Source organism: Streptomyces sp. NPDC086549, assembly GCF_044746205.1.
Lineage (GTDB): Bacteria > Actinomycetota > Actinomycetes > Streptomycetales > Streptomycetaceae > Streptomyces.
This window is the reverse complement of the sequence record NZ_JBIVBS010000019.1, coordinates 144,509-160,509: the sequence shown is the minus strand read 5'-3', so window position 1 is coordinate 160,509 and position 16,001 is coordinate 144,509. Positions and strand designations below refer to the sequence as shown.

Here is a 16,001-nt window from a genome sequence, read left to right as displayed (position 1 = left end):
CGGGAGCCGGGGCGCGACGTCCAGGTTCGCTGCAGGGTCGCTTGAGTCGCTCAACTCGTTCGCGAGGAGCCTGAGTGGAGCGGGTTGTCGCCAGTGGGGCGCTTGAGTCGCTGGCAGCGACTGAAGGGGAGCGACCGAAGATCGCTGCGACCGTTTTCAGTCGCTGAGGAAAAGCCCAGGTCAGAGTGGGTCTGAGCATGGAAAAGCGACTGAAGCGACCGAAGGTCCAGGTATATGGAGACATTCGCGCGTGTGCGCGTGTGCGTGTGCGCGTCATATATAGGGAGCTTGAGTCGCTTCAGTCGCTGTCTGGGTATCTGCGTACCCTGTGACCTGCATGTTCGTTGAGCTACTGGGACAGCGACCGAAGGAGCTTCGGTCGCTGGGGGGTTCACGTTCGGTCGCTTGAGGGCCAGGAGCGACACGCGGGTGTTTTTTGTCTTTCCCTGTGTCCCCTTCTGTCCGTGTGGTTCGCTAATCTGTCTCAGTCGTTGAGTCGCTTCGGTCGCTGGTGGGGGATGTGGATGGCTGCTGAGCTGCGGGTTTCGCGCAGCGACTCAAGGCAGCCGACTCCCGAGCCGCAGGATGCCGCCCGGTCGCTGGCGACGGCACGGTGGTGTGTCGGGCGGGGCTGGCCCGTCCATCCGCTGGCACCGGGGCGCAAGACCCCCGCGGGCAACTGCGAGGCCTGCCGCGAGTCCGGGCACACTCACCGGGGCTGTGGCTGTCCGGCCGCCGGTCGCTGGTGTCACGGATTCCACGCCGCCACCCTCGACTACGCCAGGGTCGAGCAGTGGTGGGGGGCGAACCCCCGCTTCGGCGTCGGGATCGCCTGCGGTCCCGCGGGCCTGGTGGTCGTCGACATCGACGCGCACGCCCAGGCGCTGCCGGACCGGGACCGTCTGCTGCCGGGGATAGAGATTTCCGCCGGCGTCGACCTGACGGGCCTCGCCAACGGCTTCCACACCATCGGCGTGCTGGCCGCCCTGCGCGGCCAACGGAGCCCGGCGGACGACGAGACCACCCTGCGCGTGCGCACGCCCTCAGGGGGCCTGCACGTCTGGTACCGGGCGCACAGCGGGCAGCGCTGGCAGTGCTCCGCCGGTTCGGGTGGGGGCCGTTCGCTGGCCTGGCAGGTCGACATCAGGGCGCACGGCGGGTACATCATCGCCCCGGGGACCGTGACCGGGGCAGGGGTGTACGAGCCCGTCGGACCGGTACGGGAGCCCGCGCCGTTGCCCGGCTGGCTGGCGCGCGAGCTGGAGCGCACCGGGCATCTGCCGCCCGCGCACGTGCCCGTGCCGCGCCCGGTGCCACCGAGAGCCCGGCAGGCCGTGCTGGCCGCCGGGGGCGGGCGTGCCAGTGCCGACCGGGCCCTGACCGCAGTACTGGCCGAGGTGGCCGCCTGTGCTGCCGTCCCCGAAGGGGCGGGCTTCTCGGAGAAGCTCAACAGGGCCGCCTACACCGCCGGGGGACTGGTCGCCGGCGGGCACTTGACCGAGGAGGAGGCCGAGCGGGTGCTGGACCAGGTCGCGGAGCACGCCAGGCCGGGGCAGCAACGGCGCTACCGCGCCATCATCCGTGGAGGTCTGAGTGCGGGTCGGCAGCGCCCGCTGTCCCCGGGAGGCCGTGGGTGACCGCCGACGACAACGCGCTCTTCGACGCCCAGGCGGTAGCGGCGCAGATCCTTGCCCAGCGCAGTGCGCCGGTGCCCAGGCAGGCGGGGGAGAGCCGGCTCGGCGCGGGCGGAGACGGGGAGGCCACCGCCGACGGGCTGCTGCCCGACACCCTCAGCGACCGCGGCAACGCCAAGCTGTTCGTGAAGCTCTACTCCAACGACTACCGGCACGTGCCCGGGCTCGGCTGGTACCGCTGGGACAGCACCCGCTGGCAGATCGACGAGGACGACACGGTGATGTGGGCCGCGGGGGACCTGGCGGAGTCCTTGGCGACCGACGACCCGCGCGGCGCGCACACGTCCTCCGCGCTGCTGCAGCACCGTCGGCGCGCGCTGAGCACCAGTGGCATGAACGCGATGCTCGCGCAGGCCAAGTCCGCGCCCGGCATGGTCCTCAACGCCGCCCGGCTGGACGCCGACCCCTACGCGCTGTGCACTCCGGGCGGCATCGTCGATCTGCGCACCGGTCTGATCCGTACGCCCGACCCGGACAAGGACTTCCACTCCCGCTCCACCACGGCCGCCCCGCAGGCGATGCCGACCCCGCGCTGGGACCGGTTCCTCGCCGACACCTTCGGCGACGGGCCCGAGGGCGCGGAGATGATCGACTTCCTGCATCTGCTGCTGGGCTACTCCGTCACGGGGGACGTCGGCGGCCAGGTGATGCCGTTCCTGTTCGGCTCCGGCAAGAACGGTAAGTCGGTGCTGCTGGACGTGCTGATGAAGCTCGTCGGTGACTACGCGGATGCCGCGCCGCCGGGCTTCCTGATGGCCCGGCCGTACGAGGGGCACCCCACCGACCTGGCCGAGCTGCACGGCCGACGGGTCATCGTGTGCAGTGAGGTGAAGCCGGGGGACCGGTTCGACGAGGCGCGGGTGAAGCTGCTGACCGGTGGCGACCGCATCAAGGCGCGGCGCATGCGTCAGGACTTCTTCAGCTTCCAGCCGACCCACAAGCTCTGGCTGCTCGGCAACCACCGGCCCGAAGTCGGCACCGGCGGCTTCGCGTTCTGGCGCCGGATGCGGCTGATCCCGTTCGAGCGGGTCGTCCCCGACAACCGCAAGATCGACAACCTGGCGGACATCCTCGTCACCGAGGAGGGCCCCGGCATCCTCAACTGGCTCATCCTGGGTGCTCGCCGCTATCTGAGCGGTGAGAAGGACCTCGCCGGCCCCGAGCGGGTGCGCATCGCCACCACGGCGTACGCGGAGACCGAGGACCACACTGGGCGCTTCCTGTCGGAGTCGTGCTGTCTCGGGCCGGATCTGAGGGCAGAACAGGCCCAGCTCTACGCGGTCTACAAGACGTGGTGTCAAAATGAGGGGGCTCCGGCGATATCGTCCCGGGCCTTCGCGGCGCGGGTCCGAGAGGTGGTTGGGCTGGCGTCTCCGAAGGAGATGATCCTGTCCAACCAGCGCAAGTACTACCCGGGCATCGGACTGATCGCCGATGAGGAGACAGCATGAGTGCCCTCATAGAAGAGGACGAAATCATCCACGAGGTCGACTTCGTCTGGCTGGAGGACGTCAGCAAGCTGGACTACGTGCGCCAGAGCCTGGACCGGCTGCCCACCCGCAGGGGCAGGCCCGCCTACCACCGCGACGGCCGTATGGTCGGCTACGCACTGCTCGGCCCAGGGGCCAAGCCGTCCCGGTCCTCCGGCACCTTCCGCCGCCGGGTGTTCTGGTTGCTGCCGCACGACCGGGATGCCGTCCCCGACGGGCTGTACGCCACCGGGGCGCCGGCCGAAGCGGTGGACCCGCGCACATTGGCGCCGGGCAGCAAGGGGCGCAAGACGGAGCGGTCCGAGGGCGGGCCCACGTCGGCGCAGTCGCAGGAGTGCGGGGTGTCACTGCCGCTGTGACGGCAGCGGCAGTGACACCCTGGACGGTCTGTCACGGGAGGTCTTGGGGCACGACTGTCGGAAATCGTCCGTGTCCCCCGCCAGGGAGTCGTGTTCTGCGGTGCGGTGCCGACGCTTTTCCCGTGAGGGGGCGGGCGGTGCCGATCGGACTCGGACACACCGTCCGGTCGGCTCAGGGCGTGCCGTGCGCGCCCGTCCCACCGGCGCCCGGCAGACGCAGCGTTCCGGTGAGAAGGGATGTGAAGACCACGTCTTCGCCCTGGCGGCCGGTGACCAGCACGGTGGGTGAGCCGGCGGCCTGGGTGGGCGGCAGCGAGGCCTCGATCCAGCACGGCCTGTCGAACTCCGCGTAGCGGTGGAACTCGGTGTGGGCCGAGGACACGGTCAGTGTGGACGGCTGGAGCAGGGCGCTGGCCGCCTGCCGGGCCGCTTCCAGCAGCACCATGCCGGGGAAGTGGTCCCCGCTGTGGTCGAACAGGATGGGGTGGCGCGGGTCAGGGTTGAGCAGCCAGCGGCGGCCCTGTTCGGTGGGCGAGAGCACCACGTCGAAGGGCACGAGCTTGCCCAAGGTGTGCGGCCGGACCTCGGACGGCCACGGCTTGCGGTTGTGCCACTTGTCGCCGCCCGCCGACCCCCGCAGCCGGCGGTATGTGGCCGGTGACAGACATGTGAACCGTCCCCCGCCGACGGCACACAGCTGACCGGCACGAACGATGCCGATGTCCAGGGTGAACTCGGCGACCCGCGCGCCGCGTCGCCGCATCTCGGTGACGTTGGCGGTGAGCGTCAGATCGCTGGGCCCCGCGCCGATGTCCATGTGTTCCTGGTGTGTGGTGGTGTGGATGTCCCACAGCAGGAACTGGTGACCGAGCGGGACGTCGAACTCAGCGTGCGCCAGGAACAGTCCGACCTGGCGAATGGTTTCAGCAGCCTGCATCGGATCATGACTCAGGCCGTCCGGGCTGGTGAAGAACGTGTGCGCACGCGGCCATTGCCCGGCCAGGGTGTAGTGGGTGTCGCTGTGCTTCTCGCAGCCGGTGAGGAAGACCTCGGCGTGGGACGAGCGGTGGACGTACTCGCGCGGCACCGTGGTCGTGAGCTTTGGCGGGAGGTCGGTGTCGACCCGGGCTGCCTCCCTGCCCGGGATCGATATGGGTGGTTTTTCCTTCTGGAACGTCAAGGCAGTCATCTGGGATCTCCGCTCGTTGCCGAGAGGTTGTAGGCCAGTTGTCCATAAGATACGAACCTACCGGTTTTCTTTTCAAGGCTTATACGAGAGTGTTCGTCCGGCGAGTCGTCCCGTTCTCAAGCGAAGTTTGAGAACGGAACAATCTCTCCCGATACGCAAGTGATCCCAGTTGAAAGCGGGGGGAACCATTCCGTTCGCCGGGACATCTCGTGCAAAGGTTCGGGATCTGTGCCACTCTCTCTCCGGTAGGAGACGACCGCGTAGCGCAACTTTGAAGACTGTGATAATACCGGTCATGCGGTTTGCTGTGTGGCCGCTCCAGGTGCAGTTCCCGCCCTCTTGGAGACACCCTCATGCCCCGTCAGCAGGAATGCCCGTACGCGATCGACCCGTCAGGCCGGGACATCCACGGCGAAACGGCCCGTCTTGGTGAGCAGGGGCAGGTCAGCCGCGTTGTGCTGCCCGGCGGAGTGGAAGCCTGGTTCGTCACCGGCCAGGAAACGATCAAGCAACTGCTGACCGACCCTCGCGTCTCCAAGGACGCGTACCAGCACTGGCCGGCGTGGACCAATGGCGAGATCGGCGAAACCTGGCCGCTGGCGATCTGGGTGTCGGTGCAGAACATGGTCACCGCCTACGGGGAGGACCACAGACGCCTGCGCGGGCTCGTTTCCTCGGCGTTCACCGCGCGCAGGGTGCAGGAACTGCGCCCCCGCGTCGAGGAGATCACACGGCACCTGCTCGACGAGCTCGCGCAGGAGCCGCCGGAGCGGCCGGTCGACCTCCGGCTCCGGCTCGCGCACGAACTGCCCACCCGGCTGGTGATCGATCTCTTCGGCATCCCCGTGGAGTTCCACGCCCGTCTGAACCGGATCATCAACGGCTTCTTCGACACCACGGCCTCCCTGGACGCGGCGCGGCAGAACCAGCTCGATCTCTACCGGACGATGGGGGAGCTCCTCGCGCTCAAGCGGAGCGTGCCGGGCGACGACCTGACCAGCGCGCTGATCGCCGCGAGGGACGAGCGGGACGGGAGCCGGCTCACCGAGAAGGAGCTGGTCGACAACCTGATCCTGCTGTTCACCGCGGGCTACGAGACCACCGTGAACCTGCTGGACCACGTCATCTGCCTGCTCCTGAGCCATCCCGAGCAACTCGCGCTCATCCGGGCCGGGCGGGCCACTTGGAGCGACGCCGTCGACGAGGCCCTCAGGCTGGAGGCGCCGGGCGCGAACGGCATCCTGCGCTACGCCGTCGACGAGATGGTCGTCGGGGGGACGGTGATTCGCAAAGGCGATCCGCTGGTCATCTCCTTCGCGTCGGCCGGGCGGGACCGCGCGGTGCACGGCGGCGACGCCGACCGGTTCGACGTCACGCGCGTCACCCGCCGAGAGCACCTCGCCTTCGGCCACGGCCCCCACTTCTGTGTGGGGGCCCAACTCGCCCGACTGGAGGCGGAGACCGTCCTGCGAGGTTTCTTCGACCGGTTCCCCGACGCCGCCCTGGCCGTCCCCGCCGAGCAACTGCCCCGCCTGGAGTCGTTCATCTCCAACGGACACCAGGAGCTGCCCGTCCTGCTCGGGCGGCGGAGCGCGGAAGCCTCAGCCGCCGGCGCGCAGTGAACCCAGTTGTTCCCGGTACCACCGCGCGTGGCGGGCCAGTCCCCGTACGGGATCCGTCCCCGGGTCGCAGCCCAGCAGCCGCCAGACGTCGTCGCCGGCGAACCAGTGGTCCGTCGCCAGCATCTCGAAGTGGTGCAGCGCCCGAGGGTCGTCCGCGAGGCGGGCCTTCGCCAGGTCCGGTACGACGGTGCCGGTGACGCCCTGCCGCAGGTGGGCCAGGACGGCCTCGACCAGGTCCTGCCCCCGCACCGGGCACGGATGGTTGACATGGTGGACTCCCGCCGGATCACGGTCCGACAGCGCCGCGGCGAGCGCGGCTCGAGCCAGCGCGTCGACGTCCACGGCGGAATGGCTGGACGTGCACGTCGGTGCCGCACCCAGCCGCAGCATCAGCCAGGCCAGACCGGGGATCACCCAGCGGTCGCCGGTTCCGTAGACGAGGTGCGGGCGCAGTACCGTGCCCCCGGCGGCCAGCACGTGCCGCTCGGCGGCCGCACGGGTGCGGCTGGCCGCGGAGAGCGGACGGACGGACAGGGAGCGCGCGTCCGCCTCGCGGAAGGGCCCGCGGCCGTAGACGGCGGCGGTGCTCACATACACGACACGGCGCACTCCGTGCCGCAGCGCGTCGGCCATCAGCGCCTCGGTGCCCCGGTCGTTGACCGCGCGCAGGACCTCCTCGTCGCCGCTCACGCGCGAGGCACAGTGCACCACCGCGTCGACGCCCCGGCACAGTCCGCGCACCGAGGCGGGGTCGGAAAGGTCCGCGCGGACGGTGTCGACGCCCCGCCGGGCGGCCGCCGGGGGTGCGTCATGGTGCAGAACCAGCTGAATCGTGATGTCCGGTCTGCCGAACGCGGTGCGGACCACATGCCGTCCGATGAAGCCGCTCGCCCCGGTGATCAGAACATGTCGTGCCATGCACAGCTCCCCCAGTGTCATCGCAGACGTTGCGATTTTTGGTCAGGAGGCGATGACTTCACCCCCCGCCAGCTTGTGAAAATACGGACTACCTGGTTTGGTTTCTAGTGGGCGCGGTAAGTCGGTGAACATTGGACCCGCGCCCGCGGAACGACAGCAGGAGGACTCGTGGCCCAACAGGAGCGGGCGATCCGCACCCGTCAAGCGATCTTGGAGGCTGCGGCATCCGTCTTCGACGAGCGCGGTTACGAAGCCGCCACGATCGGTGAGATCCTCACGAAGGCCGGCGTCACCAAGGGGGCGCTGTACTTCCACTTCCCTTCCAAGCAAGCGCTTGCCGAGGGAGTGATCGCCGAGCAGTTCTCCGTCCTGTTCATGGGTGACAGGACCTGCAAGCTGCAGCAGCTCGTGGATCTGGGTCTGCTCACGGCGTACCACATGCGCCGCGATCCGTTGGTGAGTGCCTCCGCCCGGCTTTCCCTGGAGGGCGAGATGGGCGCGTTCTTCGGGCCCCGGCTGATCAGCGAGTGGATCGGTGCCACGGAGACGATCCTTGTGGAGGCGAAGGGACAGGGCGAGTTGCTGCCCCATGTCGATCCGGCCGAGAGCGCGTGGATCTTCTCGGCCGCCTGGACCGGCGTGCAGGTCTACTCCTCCACCATGGACAAGCGGGTCGGTCTGGAGGAGCGGATAGCGACACTCTTCCAGCACCTGCTTCCCGCCGTGGCGGTGCCGGCCGTGCTGGGCAGGCTGATCGTCACTGCCGAACGTGCGGCCGAGCTGGGTGCCGAGAGCGAGCAACTCGCCCGCGAGGCGGCGTTGCTGGAGGCTGCCCAGGCCGTGGCGGGGTGATCCCCGGCGGTTGCCCCGGATCCGGGCGGCGGGCGGCTCTCGTAGCGCGCCGCCCACCCGGTCGTTCTCGTTGGTCTTTCGCCTCATGAATAGACCAAACGGACGGTTTGCCTGGCGGGACGAAATCTGAGCCGTCATCAGATATCGACGCTGGAGAGCACCTTTCATCTGCGGCTATGAACGGTGCTCAGGCGGTTGCTGCCCTTGTTCAATCGGAGATCACCTTGAGGGCCGCTCGATGGGCTGCCAATCGAGTTCCCAGGGGCAGATAAACATACTTGGCATGCTGTTTAGTTGGGGTGAGGTTGGTCGCTCGATCGTCCATCGACGGAAGCGCTTGCGGAGGGAGCGGCCTGGCACGGAACTGGGAAGAGAGGCGTGATGGTCAAGCAGGTACGGGCGGCGCGTACGCGCCATGCCCTCATCCTCGCGGCGGCCGAGGTGTTTGCCGCCGATGGGTACGCGATGGCCTCCCTCCCGTCCATCAGTAAGCGGGCCGGCGTGAGCGCCGGCGCGCTGCACTTCCACTTCGCCAGCAAGGACGCCTTGGCCAGGGAGGTCGAGACCGCGGCGGCGGACTCGGTCGAGAAGATGGCCGAACGATGCCGGTCCGCCGCCGACAGTTCGTTGCAGTCGCTGGTGCACACCACCTGCAGTCTGCTGCTCGCCGTCACCTCCGACCCCGTGATCAGGGCGGGGCTCAAGCTGAGCGTCGATCCGTCCCGCAAGAACGGTGCGGGGCTGGTGCAGTGGTGGAGCGAGTGGGTTCACGACCTGGTCGTACGGGCCCAGGCCTCGGGGGAACTGGCCGACGACCTCTCGCCGGAGGGGGCGGCGGCCGCAATCGTGGCCGCCACGGTCGGCTTCGAGATACTCGGTTCCCGGGACGGCGAGTGGCTCTCGGGTGAGCGCATGGTCCAGTTCTGGACTTTCCTCCTGCCACGACTGGCGGCCGCGTCCCAGCTGGAGTCCGCGCTGGCGGCGGCTGAAACGGCCGCGGCTACCGCGCCAGGTAAAACCGTCTACTAGGTCTGTTAATGGGCGAGTCAAATCCGCAGGGAAGAGATGATCGGATAGCTGAATTCGCTTTGACTTTGGCCCTATTTGTCACCTATTCAGCGCTTTTGCCTGTGTGAATCTCGCGCCCGGGTCGAGCGCAAGCAGGGTGCCCGGTTTGGTATTGACATACCGCACGTGCTGTTTTTTACTCGGGGATGCTAGGGAACAAGTCCAGAACGGCACCAGAGAACGGGGGAGACGGCGTGGACATCGATGTACTCGGCACACTCGCCGTACGGGAGAAGGGTGTGTCGATCACACCGACCGCACCCAAGCCACGCCAGGTGCTCGCCCTGCTGGCCCTGCACGCCGACCAGGTGGTGCCCGTGGGCGTGCTGACCGAGGAGCTGTGGGGCGCCGAACCGCCCCGCAGCGCGCGTCCCACGCTCCAGACGTACATCCTGCAGCTGCGCGAGCTCATCACCGTGGCGCTGGAGGACGGCGCGGACGACGGCACCGATGACCGCCGCTCGGCCAAGGACGTGCTGCTGACCGTACCCGGCGGTTATTTACTCAAGTGCGGTGAAGGCACCAGTGACGTCCGGGAGTTCGAGCGGCTCGCCGGCACCGGGTACCGGGCCATGGACGCCGAGGACCACCCGCAGGCCGGCCGCCTGCTGCGCGAGGCGCTCAGCCTGTGGACCGGCCCGGCCCTCGCCGACGTGCACGCCGGCCCCCATCTGCAGACCCAGGTCAAGCGGCTGGAGGAGAGCCGGCTGTGCGCGCTCGATCAGCGCATCGAGGCCGACCTGCGGCTCGGCCGGCACCGGGAACTGCTCGCCGAACTGACCGTGCTGGTCAGCCGCTACCCCACGCACGAGAGCCTGTGCGGCCAGTACATGCTGGCCCTGTACCGCTCCGGGCGCCGGGGCGAGGCACTCGACGCCTACCAGCGGCTGCGCGCCACCCTGGTGCGCACACTCGGCCTGGAGCCGTCCGCCGCCCTGGGCAAAATGCAGCGCTCCATCCTCATGTCCGGTCCCGAGACTGCCCCCGTCCGTCTCACGCAGACCGTGTCCGCGGCTCCCGTGGGCTGACCGTCCGGCGCGCCCGGCCCGCCCCCTCCACCAGGGATCGAGCACCGCTCCAGATCCGCGGTGCAGCGTTGATCGCACCTGGAGGAGGGGGGTCACGCATGTCGTCACAGCGAGTGCACTCCGCCCAGCACACGGTCTCCGTGGCCGCTCCCGCCGGAGTGGTCTACGGTCTGCTGGCCGACGCCCCCCGCTGGCCGGTCTTCATGCCCTCCCACGTCCACGTCGAACGCATGGACTTCGACGGCTCGGAGGAACACCTGCGGGTGTGGGACGTGCGGGCCGACCACGTGCGTTCCTCCATCGCCCGCCGCCTGCTGCGGCCGCAGACCCGCTCCATCGAGTTCGAGCAGGAGGACGCCTTCCTGCCCGGCGCGCCGACCTCCGGTGCCTGGACCGTGGAACCCGAGGGCGAGGAACGGTCGCTGGTGACCCTCCGGCACGACCGGCCCTTCGGCCCCGGCGAGCCGCCGGGCGCCCTGGAGGCGGATGTGCGCGCTCAGCTCGCCGTGCTGCGGACGACGGCCGAGCACTGGGACAAGCTGGACGAACTGCTGCTGTCGTTCGAGGACAGTGTGCACGTCGAGGGCCCCTCCGAACTCGTCTACGACTTCCTCTACCGCATCGAGGACTGGGTCGAGCTGATCCCGCACGTGGAGTGGGCCGGCGTGACCGAGGATCAGCCGGGCGTCCAGGTCGCCGCGCTGGACACGTGCGCCGCGGAGACGGGGGAGACGGCCACCACCGAGACCGTACGGCTGTGCTTCCCGCACGCAGGGCGGATCGTCTACAAGGAGACCGTGACGCCCGAGCTGATCGCGGCGCACAGCGGGGAGTGGTACCTGGTCCCGGAGGAGTCCGGGGTACGGGTCGTCTCCGCCCATCACGTGATGCTCCGCGAGCAGGCCGTAGAAGCCGTCCTGGGCGAGGGAGCCCTCCTCGTGGACGCCCGCCGTCATGTGCGCGAGTGGCTTGGCCGGGCGAGCACCGAGGCGCTGGGCCTGGCGAAGTGGCACGCCGAGAGCGCCGTACGCCGGCTGCGATGACGACGCCCGGTACGACCCGTACGGCGACTTGGACCACAGCGACGAGGAGGTCGGCGATGGCCCTCATCCGGCCGGGCTTGAGTGTCGAGCGGCCCGCTCCGACGGCGGCGGCAGACGGCTCCGGGCCGTCCCGGGCCGCGCAGGCGTATGCCGAGGTGCCGCCACCGGTCGGCGTGGCGCTGCGCGCGATGCGGCTGGAGGCGCTGCTCGGCGACCCCCATGACCCCGCCAACCCCTATGGCCAGCCCGCCCTGTGGGCCGCGGGGCGGGGGAGCCTGCCGGAGCCTCCCGCCGACCTGCCCGCGGTCACGGTTCCGCGGCCGGGCGGTGCGCGGCCCGCCGCCGATCAGCTCGCCCGCATTCTGCGCCCGGTCTTCCGACGGGACCTGGCCCTCGGCCACGCCTGGGGCATCCGCCCGCTGCTGGACGCCTCGGACCCGGCCGCCGCGCTGCTCGGGCCGGCGGCGCTGATCGCGGCGACCGGGGGCGTACTGCGCACCGTGACCCGCATCGTGGACGGGCTCAGCCGGCACGAGCCGGGGGTCGGTCAGTGGCGACCCGTGCTGGCCGCGACGTTCGCGGACCTGCTGGCCTGCGAGAGCCTGACGGCCGTGGCGCTGCGGTCCGTTCCGTGGACGCAGGGCGCGGCCGGTGGTGCGTGCGGGCTGGTGTCCGGCGATGCCGTCGGCCCCATGCTCGACGGGTCGTCCGGGCTCGTCGCGGCCGTGGGATACGTCGTGCCGCAGCTGGTCGGTGAGCTGCTGGACGATCTCGAACTGGTGCTGAACGAATGCGGGTTCCGTGCCGACAGCCCCGAGCGGCGCACGCTGGCCAAGCTGGCCGGGGACCGGGCGCAAGCCCAGGTCGACTGGACGGCCGCGGCCGCGTGGCAGGCGCGCGTCGTACGAGGGCTGGCCGGGCTGACCGACCCGGCGCGGCACGGTGAACACCCTGAGCTCAGGGCGCTGTTCCGGCTCGCGGACACCTCCCCGGTGGACGTCGGGACCGGGCAGGCCGACTGCCACGGCGCCGTCGCGGCGACGCTCACCGGCGCGACCGCCCGGCTGGCCGGCGACGGCGACTCGGCCACCGCCGCGCTCGCCCGCGTCGGGCGTCGGCTGGTGACCGAGCAGCGGGCGCTGCGCGTCGCGTGCGGTCCCACCGCCTCGCACGATCCGGCCGACCCGGTGGCGCGTGCCCTGGCGGACCGTCAGGCCCTGTTGCTGCTGGCCGCGTCGGTGCTGGGGGTGCGCGAGGCCGCGGCCGAGGGGTGGGTGCGGTTCCTGGGCGGACCGGACTGGGCACTGCTCGCGCTGAGCCGGATCACCGACCGGCTCGGCGCCCCGCGGCCCGGCGCCGCGCCCGACCCGCAGGCCGCTGTCTGGGCCGAGCTCGCCGAGCGGAGCGGACACGGCGTCGACTGCGACGTGTACGCCACCCAGTTGCTGTGGTGACCGGGACGAGGAACACGAGGGGCCGCATGTCGGACGTACAGCACCATCCACCGCCCGGCCATGTCGCCGGTCCGGACGGACCCTGGGACGAGGTGCAGGAGCGGATCGAGGAGACCGGTCGGGCGGTGGTGCACACCACCTGGGGCCAGTGGCTGACCCCTGCCCTGCTCGACCCCGGGCTGCGCGGGCTGCTCGGCCGTGACTGGCCGCGCTACCGGCAGCGCCCCGCCCCCGCCGGGCGGTTGAGCTTCGCCGTCTCACGGGTGGTCGTCAAGCACACGGCCGCCGCCGCCCTCCAGGTCCCCGCGGACACCCTCGACCTCGCGTACCTGCCGGGCGGGCGGCCCGTCCTGCGCGGCCTGGGCGCGGAGTTGCGCGTGAGCCTCACCCACACCGACGAGCTGATCGTGGTCGGCGTGAGCCGCGCCGGAGCGGTCGGCGTGGACGCCGAGCCCGTCGGGCGCCGGGTCTCCTTCGAGCTGCTGCGCGACCATGTGTGCACCGCCGAGGAGGCCGAGCTGCTCGCCGCCCTGCCCGACACCGAGCGTACGGACCGGTTCCTGCGGTTGTGGACGCTGAAGGAGGCGTACACCAAGGCGCTCGGGCAGGGCATGCGGCGGCGGTTCGCGGCGTTCGGCTTCCGCTGGGACGACGCGGGGGGCGCCGCGCTGGCCGAGGACGCCGCCCACGAGTGGTCTTTCGCCACCCATCTCGTTCAGGGGCGCTTTCTGGTGAGCGAGGCACACCGCCGGGAGGAACCCCGGGCGGAAGTCGGCGCCCCCGTGGTGCCCGTGCCGCTGCCGGAACCGGCACCGGAGCCGCTGCCGGACGCGCGCATCATCGGTTTCCCGGGGCCGCGGGGCTCCGGCAGGCGATGAGGCGGCGCAGGGGCGGGGCGCGGGCGAGACGCCGCGAAGGCCCGGGGCGCCCCGGCGGACGCCGCCCCCCGGACAGAACCCGCGACGGTGACCGCGTGCGTGGGCACCGTGCTGCCGGTGGGCCGCAGCCGACCGTGCGGAAACTCGTGACGCGTCTGCGAACGCTGTCGGGACGAGCTGTGCAGAAACGATTCGAAATGGAGGTCAGGGGGCCGGTCTGCCTTGTCGTGGCAGGGGTACCCGGCGCCCGGGGGAGCGGATGAGCAGTCATCACTCGCACGCGGGCGCCGTCCTCGCGCTGGTCCACGAGCCGTTCGGCACGCAGTCCTGGTCGCCGCTCGTCTTCGAGCTGTGCGGGCTCGGCGCCGCCGAGGCCGAGGCGGTCGCGGCCCGCATCGCCGAACGCCATCGCGGGTACGACATCGAACTGGACGACGCGTCGCACGACGAGCGGTCCGGTCGGCACCTCCTGCGCCTGACCCCGGTCGGCCCGGTGGGCGACGGGGGCCCGCTCACCGCGGAGCTGGTGGCCGACCTGGTGACACCGCCCTCGGGCGGCACGGTCGCCGTGACCGGGCACCAGCGCGAGCTGCTGCTCGCGGCCGTGGCCGGGCGGGGCGGGCCCGGCCGCCATGTGGAGCAGCTGTTCTGGGACTGGTCGGGGCCGCTGGACCTCACCCGCTTCATCACCGCCTGGCAGTCCGTCGCCGAACGGGAGGTCGTGCTGCGGGCGTCCTTCGACTGGGCGGGCGCCGCGCGGCTGGTGATCCACGACCGGGCGGTCGTGGAGGTCGTACGCCATGTGCATACCGCCGTCGGCTGGAGCGAACTGCTCCGGCAGGACCGGGCACGTGGCTTCGAGCTGTACCGGCCGGGGCTGCTGCGGGTGTCCCTGCTGGACGGGCCGCCGGACACGACGGGGGTCGGACGGTCGCCGACCCGGGTGCTGGTGACCTACCACCGGGCCCTGCTCGACGAGCGCGGCGCCCGTCTTCTCGTACAGGAGTTCTACCGCTCGTACCTCTCCGGCGGCGTACTGCCCGGCGGCGACCGGCGGCCCGACATCCGCGACCACTCCCAGTGGCTGGACCGTCAGGATCCAGGCGCCGCCCGGGAGTTCTGGGCGGCCGCCGCGCCGCCCCCCGACGCGGCCGTCAGCCCCGGTCGCCCCGGCGGGCCGCCCCGGCACACCGACGGCGCCGGGCGGATCCAGCGTCGTCTGCGGCCGCCGCAGACCGCCCGGCTGCGCTCGTGGGCGGCGGTCTGGGGAGCGGGGGAGAGCAGCGCGCTGCATGTGGTGTGGGCCCTGCTGCTGTACCGTGCGGCAGGTGTCGACGGGCCGCTTCCGGTCGCCTTCGGCGTGCACCTCTCCGGCCGGGACATGTCGCTGCGGGCCGCGGCCGGCATTCCCGGGCTGCTGGGCAACCCGCTGCCGATGACGGTCACCGTCGACCCCGCCGCGCCCCTGCTGGAGCTGTTGCTCCAGGTACGCGATGCCGCGCTCGACCTGAACCCCTACGCATGGGTCTCCGGCGACCGTATCCGGGAGTGGAGCGGCAACGCGGGCGACGCCGACCTCACAGAGACCACCGTCCGCTTCGACAACCACCCCGAGCTGCCGGAGAACCTGCGGACCGAACTTGCGGCGCAGGGCATCCGGGTGGGCGTCCCGCAGAGCGCCAGCGGCGACACGATCCTGCCGGTCACCCTCGTCGCGCACTACGACGCCGAGGGCGGGCTGGTGCTCACCGCCCTGTACGACCGCGCCCGGTTCGCGGACACCGACGCCTCCGGGACGCTGTCGCAGTGCCTGCAGCTGCTGCGCCGTCTGCCCGACCACTACGACGAACAGGCCACCGTCGCCGACGTGCTGAACCTGCTGCGGACCTCCGAGGTGCCCAGGATGACGCGTCCCGGGCCCGGGGGAGGCCATCTCGCGCTGGCCGTGCTGCGGGCCGGGGAACCGCAGGCGGACGTCGTCTGTCTGGTCGCGGTCCCGGGGGTCACGCCCGGCGCCTACGAGCTGCTGGCGCGCGAGTACGAGGGCCCGGAGCGGATCGTGTCGGTCAGCGTGGCGGGTCCGGCGGGCATGTCGCCCACCGCCCTGTACGAACTGCTGGGTCCCGGGCGGAGGTTGGTTGTGTGCGGGGCCGGGCCCGCCGGGCGGGCCGCCTACGAGATCGCCCGTCGTGCGGCGAGGGAGACGGGTGAGGCGCCGGCCGTGGTCATGACCGGCGTCGGGGGTGCTGCGGAGAGCGCACACGCGCTGTCCCAGGCCCTGCGGGCCGTACGTGCGCGCAGTGTGTGACGGCCGTTGGAGGGCTGTCCCTCGGACCGGCTCCCGGCGGACCGGACGCGGGTCGACCGTGCTTCGAGCGGGCCGAGACCTGCTCTTGAGCGGCATGT

The 16,001-nt window shown here is 71.1% G+C and carries 13 protein-coding genes; 11 read left to right on the top strand and 2 right to left on the bottom strand.

What is annotated here, in order from left to right:
• Window positions 1–524: 524 nt before the first annotated feature.
• Genes ACIPSA_RS41540 through ACIPSA_RS41530 form a run of 3 tightly spaced genes read left to right on the top strand, consistent with a single transcriptional unit; the run spans window position 525 to window position 3,543 of the window.
• The gene (locus tag ACIPSA_RS41540) at window positions 525–1,637 is read left to right on the top strand and encodes a bifunctional DNA primase/polymerase (protein WP_402644878.1); all 1,113 of its coding nucleotides are present in this window, start codon (window positions 525–527) and stop codon (window positions 1,635–1,637) included.
• Window positions 1,634–3,145 carry a phage/plasmid primase, P4 family gene (locus tag ACIPSA_RS41535; protein WP_402644876.1) on the top strand — a complete coding sequence of 504 codons (1,512 nt, stop codon included), beginning with the start codon at window positions 1,634–1,636 and terminating at the stop codon, window positions 3,143–3,145. The genes ACIPSA_RS41540 and ACIPSA_RS41535 overlap by 4 nt, the downstream gene beginning before the upstream one ends.
• On the top strand, window positions 3,142–3,543 hold the full coding sequence (locus ACIPSA_RS41530; protein WP_402644873.1) for a DUF6009 family protein: 402 nt from the start codon (window positions 3,142–3,144) through the stop codon (window positions 3,541–3,543). Before ACIPSA_RS41535 ends, ACIPSA_RS41530 begins: the two co-directional genes overlap by 4 nt.
• A gap of 172 nt (window positions 3,544–3,715) precedes the next feature.
• Here the strand turns inward: ACIPSA_RS41530 and ACIPSA_RS41525 are convergent, their stop codons facing one another.
• The gene (locus tag ACIPSA_RS41525) at window positions 3,716–4,732 is read right to left on the bottom strand and encodes a ScbA/BarX family gamma-butyrolactone biosynthesis protein (protein WP_402644871.1); all 1,017 of its coding nucleotides are present in this window, start codon (window positions 4,730–4,732) and stop codon (window positions 3,716–3,718) included.
• A 353-nt stretch (window positions 4,733–5,085) separates the two neighbouring features.
• On the opposite strand from ACIPSA_RS41525, the gene ACIPSA_RS41520 reads away from it, so the two are divergent.
• Window positions 5,086–6,354, top strand: a complete 1,269-nt coding sequence (locus ACIPSA_RS41520) for a cytochrome P450 (protein WP_402644869.1) — start codon at window positions 5,086–5,088, stop codon at window positions 6,352–6,354.
• Here ACIPSA_RS41520 and ACIPSA_RS41515 read toward each other — a convergent pair.
• Window positions 6,334–7,272 carry an NAD-dependent epimerase/dehydratase family protein gene (locus ACIPSA_RS41515; RefSeq protein ID WP_402644867.1) on the bottom strand — a complete coding sequence of 313 codons (939 nt, stop codon included), beginning with the start codon at window positions 7,270–7,272 and terminating at the stop codon, window positions 6,334–6,336. The two genes, ACIPSA_RS41520 and ACIPSA_RS41515, sit on opposite strands and share 21 nt — an antisense overlap.
• 168 nt (window positions 7,273–7,440) lie before the next feature.
• On the opposite strand from ACIPSA_RS41515, the gene ACIPSA_RS41510 reads away from it, so the two are divergent.
• The 7 genes from ACIPSA_RS41510 to ACIPSA_RS41480 all read left to right on the top strand — a co-directional run bounded on the left by ACIPSA_RS41510 (window position 7,441) and on the right by ACIPSA_RS41480 (window position 15,903).
• Window positions 7,441–8,124, top strand: coding sequence for a ScbR family autoregulator-binding transcription factor (locus tag ACIPSA_RS41510; protein WP_402644865.1), 684 nt, complete (start codon window positions 7,441–7,443; stop codon window positions 8,122–8,124).
• A gap of 381 nt (window positions 8,125–8,505) precedes the next feature.
• A complete protein-coding gene (locus ACIPSA_RS41505) occupies window positions 8,506–9,153 on the top strand; it encodes a ScbR family autoregulator-binding transcription factor (protein WP_402644862.1) in 648 nt (215 codons plus the stop codon).
• Window positions 9,154–9,386: 233 nt separating this feature from the next.
• The gene (locus tag ACIPSA_RS41500) at window positions 9,387–10,220 is read left to right on the top strand and encodes a BTAD domain-containing putative transcriptional regulator (protein WP_402644859.1); all 834 of its coding nucleotides are present in this window, start codon (window positions 9,387–9,389) and stop codon (window positions 10,218–10,220) included.
• 98 nt (window positions 10,221–10,318) lie between these two features.
• Window positions 10,319–11,263, top strand: coding sequence for an SRPBCC family protein (locus tag ACIPSA_RS41495; protein WP_402644856.1), 945 nt, complete (start codon window positions 10,319–10,321; stop codon window positions 11,261–11,263).
• A 56-nt stretch (window positions 11,264–11,319) separates the two neighbouring features.
• Window positions 11,320–12,717, top strand: coding sequence for a hypothetical protein (locus tag ACIPSA_RS41490; protein ID WP_402644854.1), 1,398 nt, complete (start codon window positions 11,320–11,322; stop codon window positions 12,715–12,717).
• Window positions 12,718–12,743: 26 nt separating this feature from the next.
• Window positions 12,744–13,595, top strand: coding sequence for a 4'-phosphopantetheinyl transferase family protein (locus ACIPSA_RS41485; protein ID WP_402644852.1), 852 nt, complete (start codon window positions 12,744–12,746; stop codon window positions 13,593–13,595).
• Between the two features lie 259 nt (window positions 13,596–13,854).
• Window positions 13,855–15,903, top strand: coding sequence for a condensation domain-containing protein (locus ACIPSA_RS41480; RefSeq protein ID WP_402644849.1), 2,049 nt, complete (start codon window positions 13,855–13,857; stop codon window positions 15,901–15,903).
• The last annotated feature ends 98 nt before the right edge of the window (window positions 15,904–16,001 follow it).

Excerpts from the sequence above, each read along its gene's own strand:
- ACIPSA_RS41485 (WP_402644852.1), top strand. The coding sequence starts at position 12,744 with ATGTCGGACGTACAGCACCATCCACCGCCCGGCCATGTCGCCGGTCCG.
- ACIPSA_RS41490 (WP_402644854.1), top strand. The coding sequence starts at position 11,320 with ATGGCCCTCATCCGGCCGGGCTTGAGTGTCGAGCGGCCCGCTCCGACG.
- ACIPSA_RS41530 (WP_402644873.1), top strand. The coding sequence starts at position 3,142 with ATGAGTGCCCTCATAGAAGAGGACGAAATCATCCACGAGGTCGACTTC.
- ACIPSA_RS41515 (WP_402644867.1), bottom strand. The coding sequence starts at position 7,272 with ATGGCACGACATGTTCTGATCACCGGGGCGAGCGGCTTCATCGGACGG.
- ACIPSA_RS41525 (WP_402644871.1), bottom strand. The coding sequence starts at position 4,732 with ATGACTGCCTTGACGTTCCAGAAGGAAAAACCACCCATATCGATCCCG.
- ACIPSA_RS41540 (WP_402644878.1), top strand. The coding sequence starts at position 525 with ATGGCTGCTGAGCTGCGGGTTTCGCGCAGCGACTCAAGGCAGCCGACT.
- ACIPSA_RS41480 (WP_402644849.1), top strand. The coding sequence starts at position 13,855 with ATGAGCAGTCATCACTCGCACGCGGGCGCCGTCCTCGCGCTGGTCCAC.
- ACIPSA_RS41505 (WP_402644862.1), top strand. The coding sequence starts at position 8,506 with ATGGTCAAGCAGGTACGGGCGGCGCGTACGCGCCATGCCCTCATCCTC.
- ACIPSA_RS41495 (WP_402644856.1), top strand. The coding sequence starts at position 10,319 with ATGTCGTCACAGCGAGTGCACTCCGCCCAGCACACGGTCTCCGTGGCC.
- ACIPSA_RS41520 (WP_402644869.1), top strand. The coding sequence starts at position 5,086 with ATGCCCCGTCAGCAGGAATGCCCGTACGCGATCGACCCGTCAGGCCGG.